This window comes from Cupriavidus sp. SK-4 (genome assembly GCF_000611125.1).
In the GTDB taxonomy this organism is placed as follows: domain Bacteria; phylum Pseudomonadota; class Gammaproteobacteria; order Burkholderiales; family Burkholderiaceae; genus Cupriavidus; species Cupriavidus necator.
This window is the reverse complement of sequence record NZ_JFJW01000148.1, coordinates 12,029-28,959: the sequence shown is the minus strand read 5'-3', so window position 1 is coordinate 28,959 and position 16,931 is coordinate 12,029. Positions and strand designations below refer to the sequence as shown.

At 65.5% G+C, this 16,931-nt stretch carries 22 protein-coding genes; all 22 read left to right on the top strand.

Annotated features, from left to right (window positions below):
* Positions 1-381 precede the first annotated feature (381 nt).
* The 22 genes from CF68_RS29695 to CF68_RS29590 all read left to right on the top strand — a co-directional run bounded on the left by CF68_RS29695 (position 382) and on the right by CF68_RS29590 (position 16,899).
* Positions 382-1,011, top strand: a complete 630-nt coding sequence (locus tag CF68_RS29695) for a phospholipid-binding protein MlaC (protein ID WP_035826028.1) — start codon at positions 382-384, stop codon at positions 1,009-1,011.
* A 152-nt stretch (positions 1,012-1,163) separates the two neighbouring features.
* A complete protein-coding gene (locus tag CF68_RS29690) occupies positions 1,164-1,460 on the top strand; it encodes a lipid asymmetry maintenance protein MlaB (RefSeq protein ID WP_035826026.1) in 297 nt (98 codons plus the stop codon).
* A gap of 251 nt (positions 1,461-1,711) precedes the next feature.
* A complete protein-coding gene (locus tag CF68_RS29685; protein WP_035826023.1) occupies positions 1,712-2,662 on the top strand; it encodes an ABC transporter ATP-binding protein in 951 nt (316 codons plus the stop codon).
* Positions 2,659-3,480, top strand: a complete 822-nt coding sequence (locus tag CF68_RS29680) for an ABC transporter permease (RefSeq protein ID WP_035826021.1) — start codon at positions 2,659-2,661, stop codon at positions 3,478-3,480. The genes CF68_RS29685 and CF68_RS29680 overlap by 4 nt, the downstream gene beginning before the upstream one ends.
* Before the next feature lie 40 nt (positions 3,481-3,520).
* The gene (locus CF68_RS29675; RefSeq protein WP_018313917.1) at positions 3,521-3,769 is read left to right on the top strand and encodes a BolA family protein; all 249 of its coding nucleotides are present in this window, start codon (positions 3,521-3,523) and stop codon (positions 3,767-3,769) included.
* An 80-nt stretch (positions 3,770-3,849) separates the two neighbouring features.
* A complete protein-coding gene (murA, locus tag CF68_RS29670) occupies positions 3,850-5,100 on the top strand; it encodes a UDP-N-acetylglucosamine 1-carboxyvinyltransferase (RefSeq protein ID WP_035826020.1) in 1,251 nt (416 codons plus the stop codon).
* 9 nt (positions 5,101-5,109) lie between these two features.
* Complete coding sequence (gene hisG, locus CF68_RS29665; protein ID WP_010812333.1) at positions 5,110-5,784, top strand: ATP phosphoribosyltransferase; 675 nt, start codon at positions 5,110-5,112, stop codon at positions 5,782-5,784.
* Between the two features lie 39 nt (positions 5,785-5,823).
* Positions 5,824-7,164 (top strand): histidinol dehydrogenase, encoded by a 1,341-nt coding sequence (gene hisD / locus CF68_RS29660; protein ID WP_035826019.1) that lies wholly within the window; start codon positions 5,824-5,826, stop codon positions 7,162-7,164.
* A 36-nt stretch (positions 7,165-7,200) separates the two neighbouring features.
* Positions 7,201-8,301, top strand: coding sequence for a histidinol-phosphate transaminase (hisC, locus tag CF68_RS29655; RefSeq protein WP_035826018.1), 1,101 nt, complete (start codon positions 7,201-7,203; stop codon positions 8,299-8,301).
* Between the two features lie 4 nt (positions 8,302-8,305).
* Entirely contained in the window at positions 8,306-8,893 is a 588-nt protein-coding gene (gene hisB, locus CF68_RS29650; RefSeq protein WP_010812330.1) for an imidazoleglycerol-phosphate dehydratase HisB, read from the top strand.
* A gap of 92 nt (positions 8,894-8,985) precedes the next feature.
* Positions 8,986-9,609, top strand: coding sequence for a YchE family NAAT transporter (locus tag CF68_RS29645; RefSeq protein WP_010812329.1), 624 nt, complete (start codon positions 8,986-8,988; stop codon positions 9,607-9,609).
* Entirely contained in the window at positions 9,606-10,259 is a 654-nt protein-coding gene (hisH, locus tag CF68_RS29640; RefSeq protein ID WP_035813874.1) for an imidazole glycerol phosphate synthase subunit HisH, read from the top strand. Before CF68_RS29645 ends, hisH begins: the two co-directional genes overlap by 4 nt.
* Before the next feature lie 138 nt (positions 10,260-10,397).
* A complete protein-coding gene (gene hisA, locus CF68_RS29635; protein WP_010812327.1) occupies positions 10,398-11,144 on the top strand; it encodes a 1-(5-phosphoribosyl)-5-[(5-phosphoribosylamino)methylideneamino]imidazole-4-carboxamide isomerase in 747 nt (248 codons plus the stop codon).
* Between the two features lie 64 nt (positions 11,145-11,208).
* A complete protein-coding gene (gene hisF, locus CF68_RS29630; RefSeq protein ID WP_013958201.1) occupies positions 11,209-11,979 on the top strand; it encodes an imidazole glycerol phosphate synthase subunit HisF in 771 nt (256 codons plus the stop codon).
* A gap of 2 nt (positions 11,980-11,981) precedes the next feature.
* A complete protein-coding gene (gene hisI / locus CF68_RS29625; protein WP_010812325.1) occupies positions 11,982-12,386 on the top strand; it encodes a phosphoribosyl-AMP cyclohydrolase in 405 nt (134 codons plus the stop codon).
* Positions 12,383-12,754: a phosphoribosyl-ATP diphosphatase gene (locus CF68_RS29620; protein WP_018313910.1), complete on the top strand. Its 372-nt coding sequence runs from the start codon at positions 12,383-12,385 to the stop codon at positions 12,752-12,754. The genes hisI and CF68_RS29620 overlap by 4 nt, the downstream gene beginning before the upstream one ends.
* A 60-nt stretch (positions 12,755-12,814) precedes the next feature.
* The gene (locus CF68_RS29615) at positions 12,815-13,207 is read left to right on the top strand and encodes a membrane protein (protein WP_010812323.1); all 393 of its coding nucleotides are present in this window, start codon (positions 12,815-12,817) and stop codon (positions 13,205-13,207) included.
* A gap of 63 nt (positions 13,208-13,270) precedes the next feature.
* A complete protein-coding gene (locus CF68_RS29610; RefSeq protein WP_035826016.1) occupies positions 13,271-13,627 on the top strand; it encodes a histidine triad nucleotide-binding protein in 357 nt (118 codons plus the stop codon).
* Between the two features lie 148 nt (positions 13,628-13,775).
* Positions 13,776-14,009 (top strand): Sec-independent protein translocase subunit TatA, encoded by a 234-nt coding sequence (gene tatA, locus CF68_RS29605; RefSeq protein ID WP_010812321.1) that lies wholly within the window; start codon positions 13,776-13,778, stop codon positions 14,007-14,009.
* 95 nt (positions 14,010-14,104) lie between these two features.
* On the top strand, positions 14,105-14,617 hold the full coding sequence (gene tatB / locus CF68_RS29600) for a Sec-independent protein translocase protein TatB (protein WP_035826014.1): 513 nt from the start codon (positions 14,105-14,107) through the stop codon (positions 14,615-14,617).
* A 140-nt stretch (positions 14,618-14,757) separates the two neighbouring features.
* Positions 14,758-15,555: a twin-arginine translocase subunit TatC gene (gene tatC, locus CF68_RS29595; RefSeq protein WP_035826013.1), complete on the top strand. Its 798-nt coding sequence runs from the start codon at positions 14,758-14,760 to the stop codon at positions 15,553-15,555.
* Positions 15,556-15,798: 243 nt separating this feature from the next.
* Positions 15,799-16,899, top strand: coding sequence for a porin (locus tag CF68_RS29590; protein ID WP_035826011.1), 1,101 nt, complete (start codon positions 15,799-15,801; stop codon positions 16,897-16,899).
* The last annotated feature ends 32 nt before the right edge of the window (positions 16,900-16,931 follow it).

Sequence of the window (16,931 nt, the reverse complement as noted above, 5' to 3'; positions counted from 1 at the left end):
GCACCCCCGGCGCCCGCCGCGCCGCCGGCCGACGCCTCGGCCCCGGCCGCCACCCCGGCGCAGCCTGCGCAGACGCCGTCGGGCGACCTGCAGCCTGAGAGCCAGAGCCTGCCGATACCGCCCATGGATCCGATGCAGCGGATCGTGCCGGGTGTCCGTATCCGCTGACCCTGCGTGGCGCGGGCGGCTCCAGGGCCCGCGCCAGGCTGTGAATGCTCTGTGAGGGCTGAAACAATTTGTTTATAAGTAGCGGAAGAGGCGCTTGCGGGGGCAACCACCGCTCCGCGCTTATGTTCCAATCACCGCAAGGCCGCGCGCCAGCCATGGCGCGCGGCCAGTTCGCCCTCGGCGAAAAACGTCTTTGATAAAGAAGGAAAATCCATGATAAAGCGACTGTTGGTCCCCTTCCTTACGGTAGTTGCCTTCGCAGGCACGGCGCACGCCCAGGTGGCGGCCCAGGACGCGGCCACCCCGGACGGGCTGGTAAAGGCCGTGGTCAACGACGTGATGACGACTGTCAAGGCCGACAAGGACATGCAGGCCGGCAATATCGCCAAGATCACCGCGCTGGTCGAGCAGAAGATCATCCCCAACGCCAACTTCCAGAAGACCACGCAGATCGCCATGGGCCGCAACTGGTCCAAGGCCACGCCCGAGCAGCAGAAGCAGATCACCGAGGAGTTCAAGACCCTGCTGATCCGCACCTATGCCGGCGCCATCGCCCAGATCCGCGACCAGACCGTGCAGTACCGCCCGTACCGCGGCACGGCTGACGATACCGATGCCACCATCCGCACCCAGGTCGTCAACAAGGGCGAGCCGATCCAGATGGACTACCGACTGGAAAAGACCGCCCAGGGCTGGAAGGTCTATGACATCAACGTGCTGGGCGCCTGGCTGACCGAAGCCTACAAGGGCAGCTTCAACACCATCGTTGGCCAGCAGGGCGTCGAGGGCGTGATCAAGACGCTGCAGGACCGCAACCGCCAGCTGGCCAGCGCCAAGAGCTGAGGCGCGTGCCCAACGGTGCGCCGCTGCAATGCAGCACGGCGCACCGATCTGCTCTACAATGGCCGTTCGCGGCACAGACTCCCGCCCGACGTGCGGGAGTCGTCGTTTTTTGCCACCGTATTCAAGCTACCGATCCCCAGTCCACGCATCCCATGCTCTCGCTAGGTACCTCGCTGACCAACCAGAACGCCGCCGCCGTGCTGCGTGACGGGCTGGCGCGCCTGGCGCAGGGCGAGGTGCAGGTCGACTGCACCGGCCTGGCGCAGGTGGATTCCTCCGCGGTCGCCGTGCTGCTTGCATGGAACCGCGCCGCCGCCGCGCGCAACCAGGCGCTGTCGCTGCTCGGCGTTCTGCCGCAGCTGTCGCAGCTGGCCAGCCTGTACGGCGTGGACGGCCTGCTGGGCCTGGCCCCCGCGGCCGCACCGCAGGGGCACCACCACCGACATTGATCCGGCATCGCCGGTCGCCAGCACGGCGGCCGCCCGCGATGCCGCGGCGACGGCCCTGCGCGGTCGCCGAGCCCCTGGGGGCGGATCAAGCGGGACCCTCCCCGCATCCCCTATAATTCCGGGTTGTTCGCCCATCCCCCCGCCTGTTACCGGTTCATGCCACGCCGGGCCAGGAAGTCCGGGCACGCAGTTGCTCCCCAATTCCCGGCGGCCGGCCCCGAAAATGCCGAATCCGCCACAAACAATCGGCCATGAAAGCCATTGAAATCCACGACGTTCGCAAGCGCTACCGCAACCTGCAGGCGCTCAAGGGCGTCAGCTTCACCGTCGAACGCGGCGAATTCTTCGGCCTGCTCGGGCCGAACGGCGCCGGCAAGACCACGCTGATCTCGATCCTCGCCGGCCTGAACCGCGCCGATTCCGGCCGCGTCAGTGTGCTTGGTCACGATGTCGTCGCCGACTACCGGATGGCCCGGCGTATGCTGGGCGTGGTGCCGCAGGAGCTGGTGTTCGATCCGTTCTTCACGGTGCGCGAGACGCTGCGGCTGCAGTCGGGCTACTTTGGCCTGACCCGCAACGACGACTGGATCGACGAGATCATGGCCAACCTGGACCTGACCGGGAAAGCCGACGCCAATATGCGCCAGCTCTCTGGCGGCATGAAGCGGCGCGTGCTGGTGGCGCAGGCGCTGGTGCACCGCCCGCCGGTGATCGTGCTGGACGAGCCCACCGCCGGTGTGGACGTGGAACTGCGCCAGACGCTGTGGAAATTCATCTCGCGCCTGAACCGGGAAGGGCACACCATCATCCTGACCACGCACTACCTGGAAGAAGCCGAGGCCCTGTGCGACCGCATCGCCATGCTCAAGTTCGGCGAAGTGGTGACGCTGGACCGCACCAGCAACCTGCTGACGCAGTTTGCCGGCCTGCAGCTGGTGCTGACCTTTGCGCGCGGCAGTCTGCCGCCGGCGCTGGAGCCGCTGCGCATGCCGGACAACCCCGGCGAGCGCGCGGTGCGCCTGCGGTTGTCGGGCTACCAGGCAGTGGAGCCGATCCTGGCCGCCTGCCGCGAAGCGGGCTGTGACATTGAAGACATGGAAATCAACAAGGCCGACCTCGAGGACGTATTTGTGCAGATCATGCGCCGCGAGGGGCATATGCCCGGTGCGCTGCCCGATCCGGCGATGGAGGCCGCGGCATGAAGCAGCCTGGCGATATCGAGGTCCTGGACGACACCGGCCTTGGGCCGATGGCCGTGGGCGGCCTGGTGGGTTTCCGCACCCTGCTGTACAAGGAAGTGCTGCGTTTCTGGAAGGTGAGCTTCCAGACCGTCGCCGCGCCGGTGCTGACCGCGGTGCTGTACCTGCTGATCTTTGGCCATGTGCTGGAAGACCGGGTCAAGGTCTATGACCAGATCAGCTACACCGCCTTCCTGGTGCCCGGCCTGGTGATGATGAGCGTGCTGCAGAACGCGTTTGCCAACAGCTCGTCATCGCTGATCCAGTCCAAGATCACCGGCAACCTGGTGTTCGTGCTGCTGCCGCCCTTGTCGCACTGGGAGATGTTCGGCGCCTATGTGGTGGCCTCGGTGATCCGCGGGCTGACCGTGGGCCTGGGCGTGCTGCTGGTGACGGCGTGGTTTGCCAACCTGCATTTCGCCTATGTGGGCTGGATCCTCGCCTTTGCACTGCTGGGTGCGGGCATCCTCGGCACGCTGGGCCTGATCGCCGGCATCTGGGCCGAGAAATTCGACCAGCTGGCCGCGTTCCAGAACTTCCTGATCATGCCGGCGACCTTCCTGTCCGGCGTGTTCTATTCGATCCATTCGCTGCCCGCCTTCTGGCAGGCGGTGTCCCATGCCAATCCGTTCTTCTACATGATCGACGGCTTCCGCTATGGCTTCTTCGGCGTCTCGGACGTGTCGCCGCTGTTCAGCCTGGCAGTGGTCGGATCGGCGTTCGTGGTGCTGGCCGCGCTGGCGCTGCGCTTGCTGAAGTCCGGATACAAGCTGCGCCACTGAACTGTGGCCGGCCATACTGAATCACGCTGAAGAGAACCCCATGCTGCCTACACCGGAACAAGTCAGGGATTACATTGCCCAAGGACTGCCCTGCGAACATCTGCAAGTCGAGGGCGATGGCCAGCACTTCTTTGCCACCATCGTCAGCGCCGAATTTGAAGGCAAGCGGCTGATCCAGCGCCACCAGCGCGTCTATGCCGCGCTGGGCGACCGCATGCGTGCCGAGATCCACGCGCTGTCGATGAAGACGCTGACGCCTGCCGAGTGGCAGGCGGGCGACGGCAAGTAAGCCCGCCAATATGCGCCGCGCCACCCGCGCGGCCCCAGAACCATGACGCCGGGCGCGTGCCCGGCTCCAGACGACAGAACATGGACAAATTCCAGATCCACGGCAATGGCCCGCTGAAGGGCGAAATCCGCGTGTCGGGCGCCAAGAACGCCGCCCTGCCGATCCTGTGCGCGGGCCTGCTGACGGCGGATACCGTCTCGCTGGACAACGTGCCGAACCTGCAGGACGTGCGCACCACCCTCAAGCTGCTGCGCCAGATGGGCATGCAGGCCGAGCTGGATGGCGCCCGCGTGACCCTGAACGGCGCCGACGTCAACGTGCTCGAGGCCCCGTATGAGCTGGTCAAGACCATGCGCGCCTCGATCCTGGTGCTGGGCCCGCTGGTGGCCCGCTTCGGCGAGGCCCGCGTGTCGCTGCCCGGCGGCTGCGGCATCGGCGCGCGCCCGGTCGACCAGCACATCAAGGGCCTGCAGGCGATGGGCGCCGAGATCAGCATCGAACACGGCTTTATCCATGCCCGCGCCAAGCGCCTGAAGGGCGCGCGCGTGGTCACCGACATGATCACCGTGACCGGCACCGAGAACCTGCTGATGGCCGCCACGCTGGCCGAAGGCGAGACCGTGCTGGAAAACGCCGCGCGCGAGCCCGAGGTGACCGACCTGGCCAACCTGCTGGTCAAGATGGGCGCGAAGATCGAAGGCATCGGCACCGACCGCCTGGTAGTGCAGGGCGTTGAGCGCCTGCATGGCGCCAGCCACAGCGTGATCGCCGACCGCATCGAGGCCGGCACCTTCCTGTGCGCCGCCGCCGCGACGCTGGGCGACCTGGTGCTGCGCGGCGTGCAGCCGGACATCCTCGACACCGTGCTCGACAAGCTGCGCGAAGCCGGCGCAAAGCTCGAGACCGGCGCCGACTGGATCCGCCTGGCCATGCCGCAACGCGCAAAGGCCGTGAGTTTCCGCACCTCGGAATATCCGGCCTTCCCGACCGACATGCAGGCGCAGTTCATGGCGCTCAATGCCGTGGCCGAAGGCACCGCGCGCGTGACCGAGACCATCTTCGAAAACCGCTTCATGCACGTGCAGGAACTGAACCGCCTGGGCGCGGACATCGCGGTCGAAGGCAATACGGCGGTGGTCAACGGCGTGCCGCGCCTGTCGGGCGCCAACGTGATGGCGACCGACCTGCGCGCCTCGGCCAGCCTGGTGATCGCCGGCCTGGTGGCCGATGGCGAGACCGTGATCGAGCGCATCTACCACCTGGACCGCGGCTACGACCGCATGGAAGACAAGCTGTCGGCAGTGGGCGCGAAGATCCACCGCATTGCCTGAGGAAGTCCGATGAGCCCCACTTTCAACGCATCGCCCAACCAGCTGACGCTGGCGCTGTCCAAGGGTCGCATCTTCACCGAGACGCTGCCGCTGCTGGAAGCCGCCGGGATCCGCGTCACCGAGGACCCCGAGACCTCGCGCAAGCTGATCCTGCCGACCTCCGACCCGGCCGTGCGCGTGGTGATCGTGCGCGCCTCGGACGTGCCGACCTACGTCCAGTATGGCGCCGCCGATTTCGGCGTGGCCGGCAAGGACGTGCTGATGGAAAGCGGCATGGCCGGCCTGTACGCGCCGATCGACCTGAACATCGCGCGCTGCCGCATGTCGGTGGCGGTGCCGGCCGGGTTTGACTACGCCAACGCGGTGCGCCAGGGCGCGCGCCTGGCCGTGGCCACCAAGTACGTGCAGACCGCGCGCGAGCATTTTGCGAAAAAGGGCGTTCACGTCGACCTGATCAAGCTGTACGGTTCGATGGAACTGGGCCCGCTGGTGGGCCTGTCCGACGCCATCGTCGACCTGGTCAGCACTGGCAGCACGCTGCGCGCCAACAACCTGGTCGAAGTCGAAGAGATCGTGCAGATCTCGTCGCGGCTGGTGGTGAACCAGGCCGCGCTCAAACTCAAGCGCGAGCGGCTGGCGCCGATTCTCGACGCATTCGAACGAGCTTCGGCGGCGCTGGCGTAAGGCCACACCAGGCCCGCGCCGACTGAGAGGAAAGTAGTCATGAACGCAACCGAAATGGAAAACCTGCCGATCCGCCGGCTCGATTCCAGCAAGCCTGGCTTTGCCGAGGCGCTGCGCCAGGTGCTGGCCTTCGAGGCTGGCGAGGACGAGGCCATCGATCGCGCCGCGGCGCAGATCCTGGCTGACGTGAAGGCGCGCGGGGATGCCGCGGTGCTGGAATACACCAAGCGCTTCGACCGCGTGGAAGCGTCGTCGATGGGCGCGCTGGAGGTGTCGCAGCAGCAGCTCGAAGCCGCGCTCGAAGACCTCGAACCCAAGCGCCGCGCCGCGCTGGAGGCCGCCGCCGCGCGCGTGCGCGCCTACCACGAGAAGCAGAAGATCGAATGCGGCAGCCACAGCTGGGAATACACCGAGGCCGACGGCACCATGCTGGGCCAGAAGGTGACGCCGCTGGACCGCGTCGGCATCTACGTGCCGGGCGGCAAGGCCGCGTATCCGTCGTCGGTGCTGATGAACGCGATCCCGGCGCGCGTGGCGGGCGTGAAGGAAATCATCATGGTCGTGCCCACGCCGGGCGGCGTGCGCAATGAGCTGGTGCTGGCCGCCGCGCAGATCGCCGGCGTGGACCGCGTGTTCACCATCGGCGGCGCCCAGGCGATTGGCGCGCTGGCCTACGGCACGGCGACGCTGCCGCAGGTCGACAAGATCGTCGGCCCGGGCAATGCCTATGTGGCCGCGGCCAAGCGGCGCGTGTTCGGCACCGTCGGCATCGACATGATTGCCGGCCCGTCCGAGATCTTGGTGATCTGCGACGGCACCACCGACCCCGACTGGGTCGCGATGGACCTGTTCTCGCAGGCCGAGCACGACGAACTCGCGCAGTCGATCCTGCTGTGCCCGGACGCCGGCTATATCGCCCGCGTCGAAGCCAGCATCCAGCGCCAGCTCGGCACCATGCCGCGGCGCGAGGTGATTGCCGCGTCGATCTCCGGCCGTGGCGCGCTGATCAAGGTGCGCGACATGGAAGAGGCCTGCGAGATCGCCAACGCGATCGCACCCGAGCACCTGGAGATCTCCGCCGAGAACCCGCGCCAGTGGAGCGAGAAGATCCGCCACGCCGGCGCCATCTTCCTGGGTCCCTATACCAGCGAGTCGCTCGGCGATTACTGCGCGGGCCCGAACCACGTGCTGCCGACCTCGCGCACCGCGCGCTTCTCTTCGCCGCTGGGCGTCTATGACTTCCAGAAGCGTTCGAGCCTGATCGAAGTGAGCGAGGGCGGGGCGCAGATGCTCGGCCAGATCGCCGCCGAGCTGGCCTATGGCGAAGGCCTGCAGGCCCACGCCCGCAGCGCGGAATATCGTTTCACCAAACGCAGTTGATCCACTGAACCCAAGCAAGCCCAAACTGGAGTTTCCATGTCAGCCGTAGAGCCCTCCCTGATCGAACGCATCATCCGTGACGACGTGCGCGCCATGGGCGCCTACCACGTGCCGGACTCGCACGGTCTGGTCAAGCTCGACGCCATGGAGAACCCGTACCGGCTGCCGCCCGCGCTGCGCCAGGAACTGGCCGCGCGGCTGGGAGAAGTCGCGCTGAACCGCTACCCCGTGCCCAGCAGCGAGGCGCTGCGAGCCAAGCTGAAGGCCGTGATGCAGGTGCCCGCCGGCATGGACGTGCTGCTGGGCAACGGCTCGGACGAGATCATCAGCATGCTGGCGCTGGCCGCGGCCAGGCCCGGTGCGAAGGTGATGGCGCCGGTGCCGGGCTTTGTCATGTACGCGATGTCGGCGCAGTTTGCCGGCCTGCAGTTCGTGGGCGTGCCGCTGCGCGCCGACTTCACGCTGGACCGAGCCGCCATGCTGGCCGCGATGGCCGAGCAGCAGCCCGCCATCATCTACCTGGCCTACCCGAACAACCCCACCGGCAACCTGTTCGATGCCGCCGACATGGAGGCCATCGTCCGCGCCGCCCAGGGCGAGGTCTGCAACAGCCTGGTGGTGGTGGACGAGGCCTACCAGCCGTTCGCGCAGCACAGCTGGATGCCGCGCCTGACGGAGTTCGGCAACCTGCTGGTGATGCGCACCGTGTCCAAGCTGGGCCTGGCCGGCATCCGCCTGGGCTACCTGGCCGGCGCGCCGGAATGGCTGTCGCAGCTGGACAAGGTGCGCCCGCCCTACAACGTCAACGTGCTGACCGAGGCCGCCGCGCTGTTCGCGCTGGAACATGTGTCGGTGCTGGACGAGCAGGCCGCGCAACTGCGCGCCGAACGCGCCCGCGTGGCCGACGGCATTGCCGCGCAGGCCGGGGTCACGGTGTTCCCCAGCGCCGCCAACTTCCTGCTCGCGCGCGTGCCGGATGCCGCACAGACGTTCGACCGGCTGCTGGCGCGCAAGGTGTTAATCAAGAACGTGAGTAAAATGCACCCGTTGCTGGCCAATTGTCTGCGCGTCACGGTCAGCACCCCCGAAGAAAACGCGCAGTTCCTTGAGGCATTCGCAGCGTCGCTGCAGGATTAACACCATGCGTGTTGCAGAGGTCACCCGCAATACTTCGGAAACGCAAATTCGCGTTTCCCTGAATCTCGACGGCAGCGGCCGCCAGAAACTGGCGTCCGGCGTGCCGTTCCTTGACCACATGCTGGACCAGATCGCCCGGCATGGCATGTTCGACCTGGAGGTCGAAGCCACCGGCGACACGCATATCGACGACCACCACACGGTGGAAGACGTGGGCATCACGCTCGGCCAGGCGGTTGCCAGGGCCATCGGCGACAAGAAAGGCATCACCCGCTACGGCCACAGCTATGTGCCGTTGGACGAATGCCTGTCGCGCGTGGTGATCGACTTTTCCGGCCGCCCCGGCCTGGAATTCCACGTGCCGTTCACGCGTGCGCGCGTGGGCAGCTTCGACGTGGACCTGACCATCGAGTTCTTCCGCGGCTTCGTCAACCATGCGGGCGTGACCCTGCATATCGACAACCTGCGCGGCATCAATGCCCACCATCAGTGCGAAACCGTGTTCAAAGCCTTTGGCCGGGCACTGCGCATGGCGGTGGAGCTGGACCCGCGCGCGGCCAACACGATCCCGTCGACCAAGGGTACGCTCTGACCTTTCCACCACGGTAGGCGTGCCGGCTGGTTGCGGCGCCCGCTGACCTTCCAAGCCTGAACCTGGCCAGCGATGCTGGCGACCCGCAACCGATGGATACGCTCAAGTCGTTTATTTCGCTGCTGGCGCTGATCAACCCGATCGGGGCGATCCCGTTCTTCATCAGCCTGACCAGCCTGCAGACGGAAGCGGAAAAGCTGCGTACCATCAAGATCGCATCGGTTTCGGTGGCGATCGTGGTGGCGGTGTCGGCCTTGCTGGGGCAGCAGATCATCGAGTTCTTCAATATCTCGGTGGCGTCGCTGCAGGTGGGTGGCGGGCTCATCATGATCATGATGGCCATGAACATGCTGAACGCGCAGACCAGCCGCACCAAGGCCACGCCGGAAGAAGAGGACGAGGCCGAGGTAAAGTCCAGCATCGCGGTGGTGCCGCTGGCGCTGCCGCTGCTGACCGGGCCGGGCTCGATCAGCACGGTGATCGTCTATGCCGGCAAGACCCAGCACTGGTACCAGTTGCTGATCCTGGTCGGCCTGGGCGTGGTGATCGGTGCGGTGGTGTACCTGGTGTTTCGCGCGGCCGACCCGATCGCCCGGGTCATCGGCCGCACCGGCATCAATATCGGCACGCGCCTGATGGGGCTGATCCTGTCGGCGCTGGCCGTGGAATTCATTGTGGACGGGCTGAAGACATTGTTGCCTGTTTTGAAATCATGACTACCATAGCAATTGTGGATTACGGCATGGGCAACCTGCGCTCGGTGGCGCAGGCGCTGCGTGCCGCGGCGCCGGAAGCGGATGTGCGCGTGGTGGATGCCCCCGAAGGCATCCGCTCGGCCGACCGCGTGGTGCTGCCCGGCCAGGGCGCGATGCCCGACTGCATGTCGGCGTTGGGCGCGTCCGGGCTGCAGGAGGCGGTGGTGCAGGCCGCCGCCAGCAAGCCGATGCTGGGTGTGTGCGTGGGCGAGCAGATGCTGTTCGAGTTCAGCACCGAAAGCCGGGCCGGCGCGGACCGCACGCCGGCGCTGGGCCTGATGCCCGGCCAGGTGGTGCGCTTTGCGCTGGATGGCATGACGCAGCCCGACGGCTCGCGCTACAAGGTGCCGCAGATGGGCTGGAACCGGGTGCGCCAGGCCAGGCCGCACCCGCTGTGGGACGGCATCCCGGACGACAGCTGGTTCTATTTCGTCCACAGTTACTATGTGCAGGCGCAGGACCCGGCCCATGTTGCCGGTGAAACGGAATACGGAGTCGTATTTACCAGCGCGGTAGCGCGCGATAATATTTTCGCGACGCAGTTCCACCCCGAGAAGAGCGCGGCCCTGGGCCTGCAGCTGTACCGGAACTTCGTCCACTGGAATCCCTGACCCGATTCGTTTTTTTACCGATCATCGACCGCTAACTCGACCCGTCACCCGACCTGTTTCCGATCGACTATCGACCCGACCTGACCGGCAGCGCCGGTCTCGCTCAATCTCTATCACTCAACCACGCTCGTCACGCATATGTTGCTCATTCCGGCCATCGACCTGAAGGACGGTCAGTGTGTACGCCTCAAACAAGGCGACATGGACCAGGCCACCGTCTTTTCCGAAGATCCCGCCGCCATGGCACGGCACTGGGTGGAGCAGGGCGCCCGCCGCCTGCACCTGGTGGACCTGAACGGCGCGTTCGTGGGCAAGCCCCGCAACGAGGAGGCCATCAAGGCCATCATCGCCGAGGTCGGCGACGAGATCCCGGTGCAGCTGGGGGGCGGCATCCGCGACCTGAACACCATCGAACGCTGGCTGGATGACGGGCTGTCGTACGTCATCATCGGCACCGCCGCGGTGAAAAACCCCGGTTTCCTGAAGGACGCCTGCTCGGCCTTCGGCGGCCATATCATCGTCGGCCTGGATGCCAGGGACGGCAAGGTGGCGACCGACGGCTGGAGCAAGCTGACCGGCCACGAGGTGGCGGACCTGGCACGCAAGTATGAAGACTACGGCGTCGAGGCCATCATCTACACCGATATCGGCCGCGACGGCATGCTGCAGGGGATCAATATCGATGCCACCGTCAAGCTGGCGCAATCGATGTCGATTCCGGTGATCGCCAGCGGCGGGCTGTCCAACCTGGCCGACATCGACAACCTCTGCGCGGTCGAGGGCGAAGGTGTCGAAGGCGTCATTTGCGGCCGCGCGATCTACTCCGGGGATCTCAACTTTGCCGCCGCGCAGGCACTGGCGGACAAGCTGCGCGACGGGCAATAGGGCAACGCNCGCGCCGCGGGCGCAGCCGCCGCCAGACTGGAGCTGGCGGCGGACAAGGAATCTCATGCTAGCCAAACGTATCATCCCCTGCCTGGACGTGACCAACGGGCGGGTGGTCAAGGGCGTCAACTTTGTCGAGCTGCGCGACGCGGGCGATCCCGTGGAAATCGCGCGCCGTTACGATGAGCAGGGCGCCGATGAAATCACATTCCTGGACATCACTGCGACCAGCGACGGGCGCGACCTGATGCTGCACATCATCGAGGATGTGGCGTCGCAGGTCTTTATCCCGCTGACGGTGGGCGGTGGCGTGCGCACGGTCGAAGACGTGCGGCGCCTGCTCAATGCCGGCGCGGACAAGATCAGCGTCAACTCGTCAGCCATCGCCAATCCGCAGCTGGTGTCGGACGCGACCGCAAAGTACGGCTCGCAGTGCATCGTGGTGGCGATCGACGCCAAGCGCAGTTCCGCCCCGGGCGAAGCGCCGCGCTGGGAAGTCTTCACCCACGGCGGGCGCAAGGCCACCGGGCTGGATGCGGTCGAGTGGGCGCGTGAGATGGCCGCGCGCGGCGCCGGCGAGATCCTGCTGACCAGCATGGACCGCGACGGCACCAAGAGCGGCTTCGACCTGGAGCTGACCCGCGCCGTCAGCGACGCAGTGCCGGTGCCGGTGATCGCCTCGGGCGGCGTCGGCGGCCTGCAGGACCTGGCCGACGGTATTACCCAGGGCCGCGCCGACGCGGTGCTGGCCGCCAGCATCTTCCACTACGGGCAACACACCGTGGGCGAAGCCAAGGCATTCATGGCCCGCGAGGGCATTCCCGTGCGGATCTGATCATGGCAAAGAAGTGGCTCAACAAGGTCAAATGGGACGATAACGGCCTGGTGCCGGTGATCGTGCAGGAAGTCGGCTCGAACGACGTGCTGATGTTCGCGTTCATGAACCGCGACGCGCTGCAGCGCACCGTGGAGCTGGGCGAGGCCGTATTCTGGTCGCGCTCGCGCAAGCGCCTGTGGCACAAGGGCGAAGAGTCCGGCCACGTGCAGAAGGTGCATGAGATCCGCCTGGACTGCGATGAAGACGTGGTCCTGCTCAAGGTGACCCAGATCGACAATATCGCCTGCCATACCGGGCGCCATTCCTGCTTCTTCCAGAAGTTCGAGGGCGATGTGGAAGCCGGCGACTGGCAGACGGTCGAGCCGGTGCTGAAGGACCCTGCCCAGATCTACACCAAGCCATGAGCGACACCCAACTCAGCAGCAATGATGTCCTGGCGCGTCTGGCCGAGGTGCTGGAATCGCGCAAGCCCGCCAACGGCGGCGACCCTGACAAGTCCTATGTGGCGCGCCTGTTCAGCAAGGGCGACGACGCCATCCTGAAGAAGATCGGCGAGGAAGCCACCGAGACCGTGATGGCCGCCAAGGACGCGCGCGCCGCCGGGCAGACCGGCGCCGAGGCCGGCAAGGTGGTCTACGAAGTGGCCGACCTGTGGTTCCACAGCATGGTATTGCTGGCCAACTTCGGCCTGACCCCGGCGGATGTGGTCAACGAGCTCGCGCGGCGCGAGGGGCTGTCCGGCCTCGAGGAAAAGGCCCGGCGCAAGGACTAGCTGGCGCACGCGCCGGCCGGTCTTCCGCCTGCCCGCAAGGCAGGCTTCCAACCAAGGGCAATGATGGCGAACGACTACACCGGGCAAGTCACCACTCCAAGCGGCGAGCAGTTGAGCAGCCTGCGCAAGCTGCTGCACATCCTGTATGCCCTGTATGCGATCTTCTGGCTGACCGGCGGCATCACCGCGCTGATCGCTATCGTGATCGACTACGTCAAGCGCGACGACGCGCGCGGCTCGCTGTATGCCTCGCACTTCGCCTGGCAGATCCGCTCGTTCTGGTGGTCGGTGGTCTGGGGCGTGCTGGGCGGGGTGCTGTTTGCGACTGTCGTGCTGATGCCGCTGGCCTTTGCCGTCTGGGGCGTGCTGTCGCTGTGGATGCTGTATCGTATCGTCAAGGGCTGGCTGTACCTGAATGACAGCAAGCCGATGTACCCGGATCAGCAATTCTGATGCCGGGCAGGCCGGGCGCACGAAGCTGACACCGGGTGCCGCGGCCGTCGCAATGAAATCTTCATGAACGCTCAGGATAATTGCATCTTCTGCAAGATCGTGGCCGGCCAGCTACCGTCGCGCAAGGTCTATGAAGACGATGACATGGTGGCCTTCCACGATATCCATCCCAAGGCCCCGGTACACTTGCTGGTCATTCCCAGGTTGCATGTCGACTCGCTGGCCGATTGCGGCGCCGGCGAAGGGGCTGTGCTTGCTAGAATGATGCTGAAGGTGCCTGAACTGGCGCGCGCGGCAGGCTGTGCCAACGGTTTCCGGACGGTGATCAATACCGGCCCGGACGGCGGCCAGGAGGTCTACCACCTGCACCTGCATGTGCTGGGTGGGCCGCGCCACGAGTGGAAGGGACCGCTGCCCTGACCGGCAGCTTTTGGCATGGGAGCGTCCGCGGCGTCAACGCCACGGACAGAAGCTGCGCCGGCAACCGTCGCCCGGCGCGGCCATAACGGGACGGAACAACGGGTCCGGGCATATCTGATTGCGCCCGCGGCTTCATCAGGAGCAAGAAATGGGTTCGTTTAGCATTTGGCACTGGCTGATCGTGCTGGTGATCGTCATGCTCGTGTTCGGCACCAAGAAACTGCGCAATATCGGCCAGGACCTGGGCGGCGCGGTCAAGGGCTTCAAGGATGGCATGAAGGACGGCGAAGGCAAGGCGGCTGCCGATCCTGCCCAGTCCAAGGAACTGCGCGACTCCACCACCATCGACGTCGAAGCCAAGGAAAAGACCCGCCAGCAGTAATCCGGCGGTGTGCCATCCCTTCTACGCAAACCTCGCTGCCTGCGTGTCGTCCCGCGCCTGCGCTTTTCCGCATGTTGTCCGCATGATGTGTCCGCATGATTGATCTTGGCATTTCCAAGCTGGCGCTGATCGGCGCCGTGGCACTGATCGTGATCGGTCCCGAACGGCTGCCCAAGGTTGCGCGCACTGTGGGCGCGCTGGTCGGCCGGGCGCAGCGCTACATCAACGACGTCAAGGCCGAAGTCAGCCGCGAGGTTGAACTGGAAGAACTGCGCAAGATGCGCACGGAATTCGAGGACGCCGCGCGCGATGTCGAGCGCACCATCCACAAGGAAGTCAACGAGCAGACACAGGCGCTGAACGAAGCCCTGGGCGGTGCCGAGGGAACCAGCGGCGGCAGTAGCGCCGACGCAGGTGGCGGCTTCGTGCCAAGCTGGGATGCGGCCCACAAGGCGCACAACGGGCGCAAGAGCTGGCGCGTCAAGCAGGGCGCCCGCCCGCTCTGGTTCAAGCGCCAGCACAATGTCCGCGTCTGGGTGCAGTCGGGCGCGGCGCGCGTCAAGCGCCACCGGCCGGTCACCCGGCCATCCCGATCCTTCTTCGAGTGAACATGCGCCGCGGCATCACCTTGCCGGCCGTCGTTCCGGCCGCTGCCGTCGTGGCCGCAGTCCTGGTTGCATTCGCACGCCGCCGCGTTGCGGCCCCATCGATCCACCTTGCCAGCCCCCGCGGCTGAGCGGTTCACGCCATGAGCGACACCCGGTCCCCAGATCCCCAAGACCCGCAAGACGAGTCGCAGCAGGAAACCTTTATTTCCCACCTGGTCGAACTGCGCCAACGCCTGGTCAAGGCGGTGGCCGGCATCATCCTGGTCTTCGTCAGCCTGGTCTACTGGGCCCCGGTGATTTTCAATCTGTTTGCCGCGCCGCTGATGGAGTCGCTGCCCAAGGGCGGCAAGATGATCGTGACCGATGTCACCGGCTCGTTCTTCGTGCCGATGAAAGTCACCTTGCTGGTGGCCTTCCTGATCGCGCTGCCGTGGGTGCTGTACCAGGTCTGGCAGTTTGTCGCGCCCGGCCTGTACCAGCATGAGAAGCGCCTGATCCTGCCGCTCGTATCGAGCAGCTATTTCCTGTTCCTGTGCGGCGTGGCGTTCGCGTATTTTCTGGTGTTTCCTACGGTGTTCCATTTCATGGCGCACTACAACGCCCCGCTGGGAGCGGAGATGTCGACTGACATCGACAAATACCTCAGCTTTGCCATGACCACCTTCCTGGCCTTCGGCATCACCTTCGAGGTGCCGGTGGTGGTGATCGTGCTGGTGCGCTTCGGCGTGGTGGAATTGGAAAAGCTCAAGCAGATCCGCCCCTATGTGATCGTGGGGGCCTTCATCATCGCGGCCATCGTGACCCCTCCCGATGTGCTGTCGCAGCTGCTGCTGGCCGTGCCGCTGGTGGCGCTTTATGAACTGGGCCTGCTGCTCGCGCGTTTTGTCGGCCGTCCGTCCCCTGAAGCGGCTGCTTCAGGGGAAACGCAGCCCGACTAATTAGGCTGAGGTAGGCCTTTCAGGCCTGCCAATCCCCGTTTCTGCACCAAAACGGGGATTTCTCCATCCATTCCTGTTGCTCCCCCACAACAAAAACCGCTAGTAAGCATGGTTTACGCCGAAAAAGCCTTCTGACGGCCGGGGGGGCTGGCACATAATACGCAGCAGACGTGAATGTAAATGCGTCGCCCAAGTACTTGGGCAACCAAGATTTCCCAATCAGTTGACAAGGAAAGTGTCGATATGAAGATGAAACTGTTTGCTGCTGCCGTCGCCGCTCTGGCCGCTGGTGGCGCGTATGCCCAATCGAGCGTAACCCTGTACGGCGTGGCTGACGTCGGCCTCGAGTTCAACAACAACGCCAACGCCGCTGGCGACAACCTGTTCCGCATGTCGTCGGGCAACCAATCCGGTTCGCGTTGGGGCCTGCGTGGCGTGGAAGACCTGGGCGGCGGCCTGAAGGGCGTGTTCGTCCTGGAAAGCGGTTTCGACCTCGACAACGGCACGTCGGCTCAAGGTGGTCGTCTGTTCGGTCGTCAAGCCTACGTCGGTCTGCAAAGCCAATTCGGCTCGCTGCTGCTGGGCCGTCAGCAAACGTCGTTCTATGACTTCGGTCTGCAGTTCGACCCGATGGCCATTTCGTCGCGCTACGGCATCCTGTCGCAAGACGCTCAATTCGCTGCGCGCGCTGACAACACCGTCAAGTACATCGGCACGTTCGGTGGCCTGACCGCTTCGGCCTTCTACAGCTTCAACAACAACGGCAACGAGCAAGCCGGCGCATTCCGCCGCGGCCAACAATACGGCGCCCTGGTGAGCTACGCAGCTGGCCCGTTCGCAGTTGGTGCTGCTTATGACGAAATCCACGGCACCGTGTCGGCTGGTGGCGTTGACCAAAGCGGCCAGCGCACTCGCCGCGCTACCGTTGGCGCCAACTACGCCTTCGGTCCGGCCAAGGTCTATGCCGGCTATCGCTGGGCCAAGGCCTTCGACGGCGCTGCGCTGCCTGGCGGCACGACGGTTGACAACGGTGTCCTGACCACGTCGACGGCTTCGAACCTGTACTGGCTGGGTCTGGGTTACCAACTGACCCCGGCGTTCTCGCTGTCGGGCGCTGCTTACTACCAAGACTTCCGCAAGAGCGAAGCGGATCCGTGGCAGTTCGTGATCACGGCCGACTACGCGCTGTCGAAGCGTACCGACGTGTACACCTCGCTGTCGTACCCCCTGAACGACAAGGGCTCGGCCCTGGGCGTGAACGGTTTCAACACCGCCACCACCACCAACGTTCAGGCGAACAAGGATCAATTCGGTGCTGTGGTTGGTCTGCGCCACAAGTTCTAATCTGACGCGGGCGTAAGCTCGCTTAGGATTGG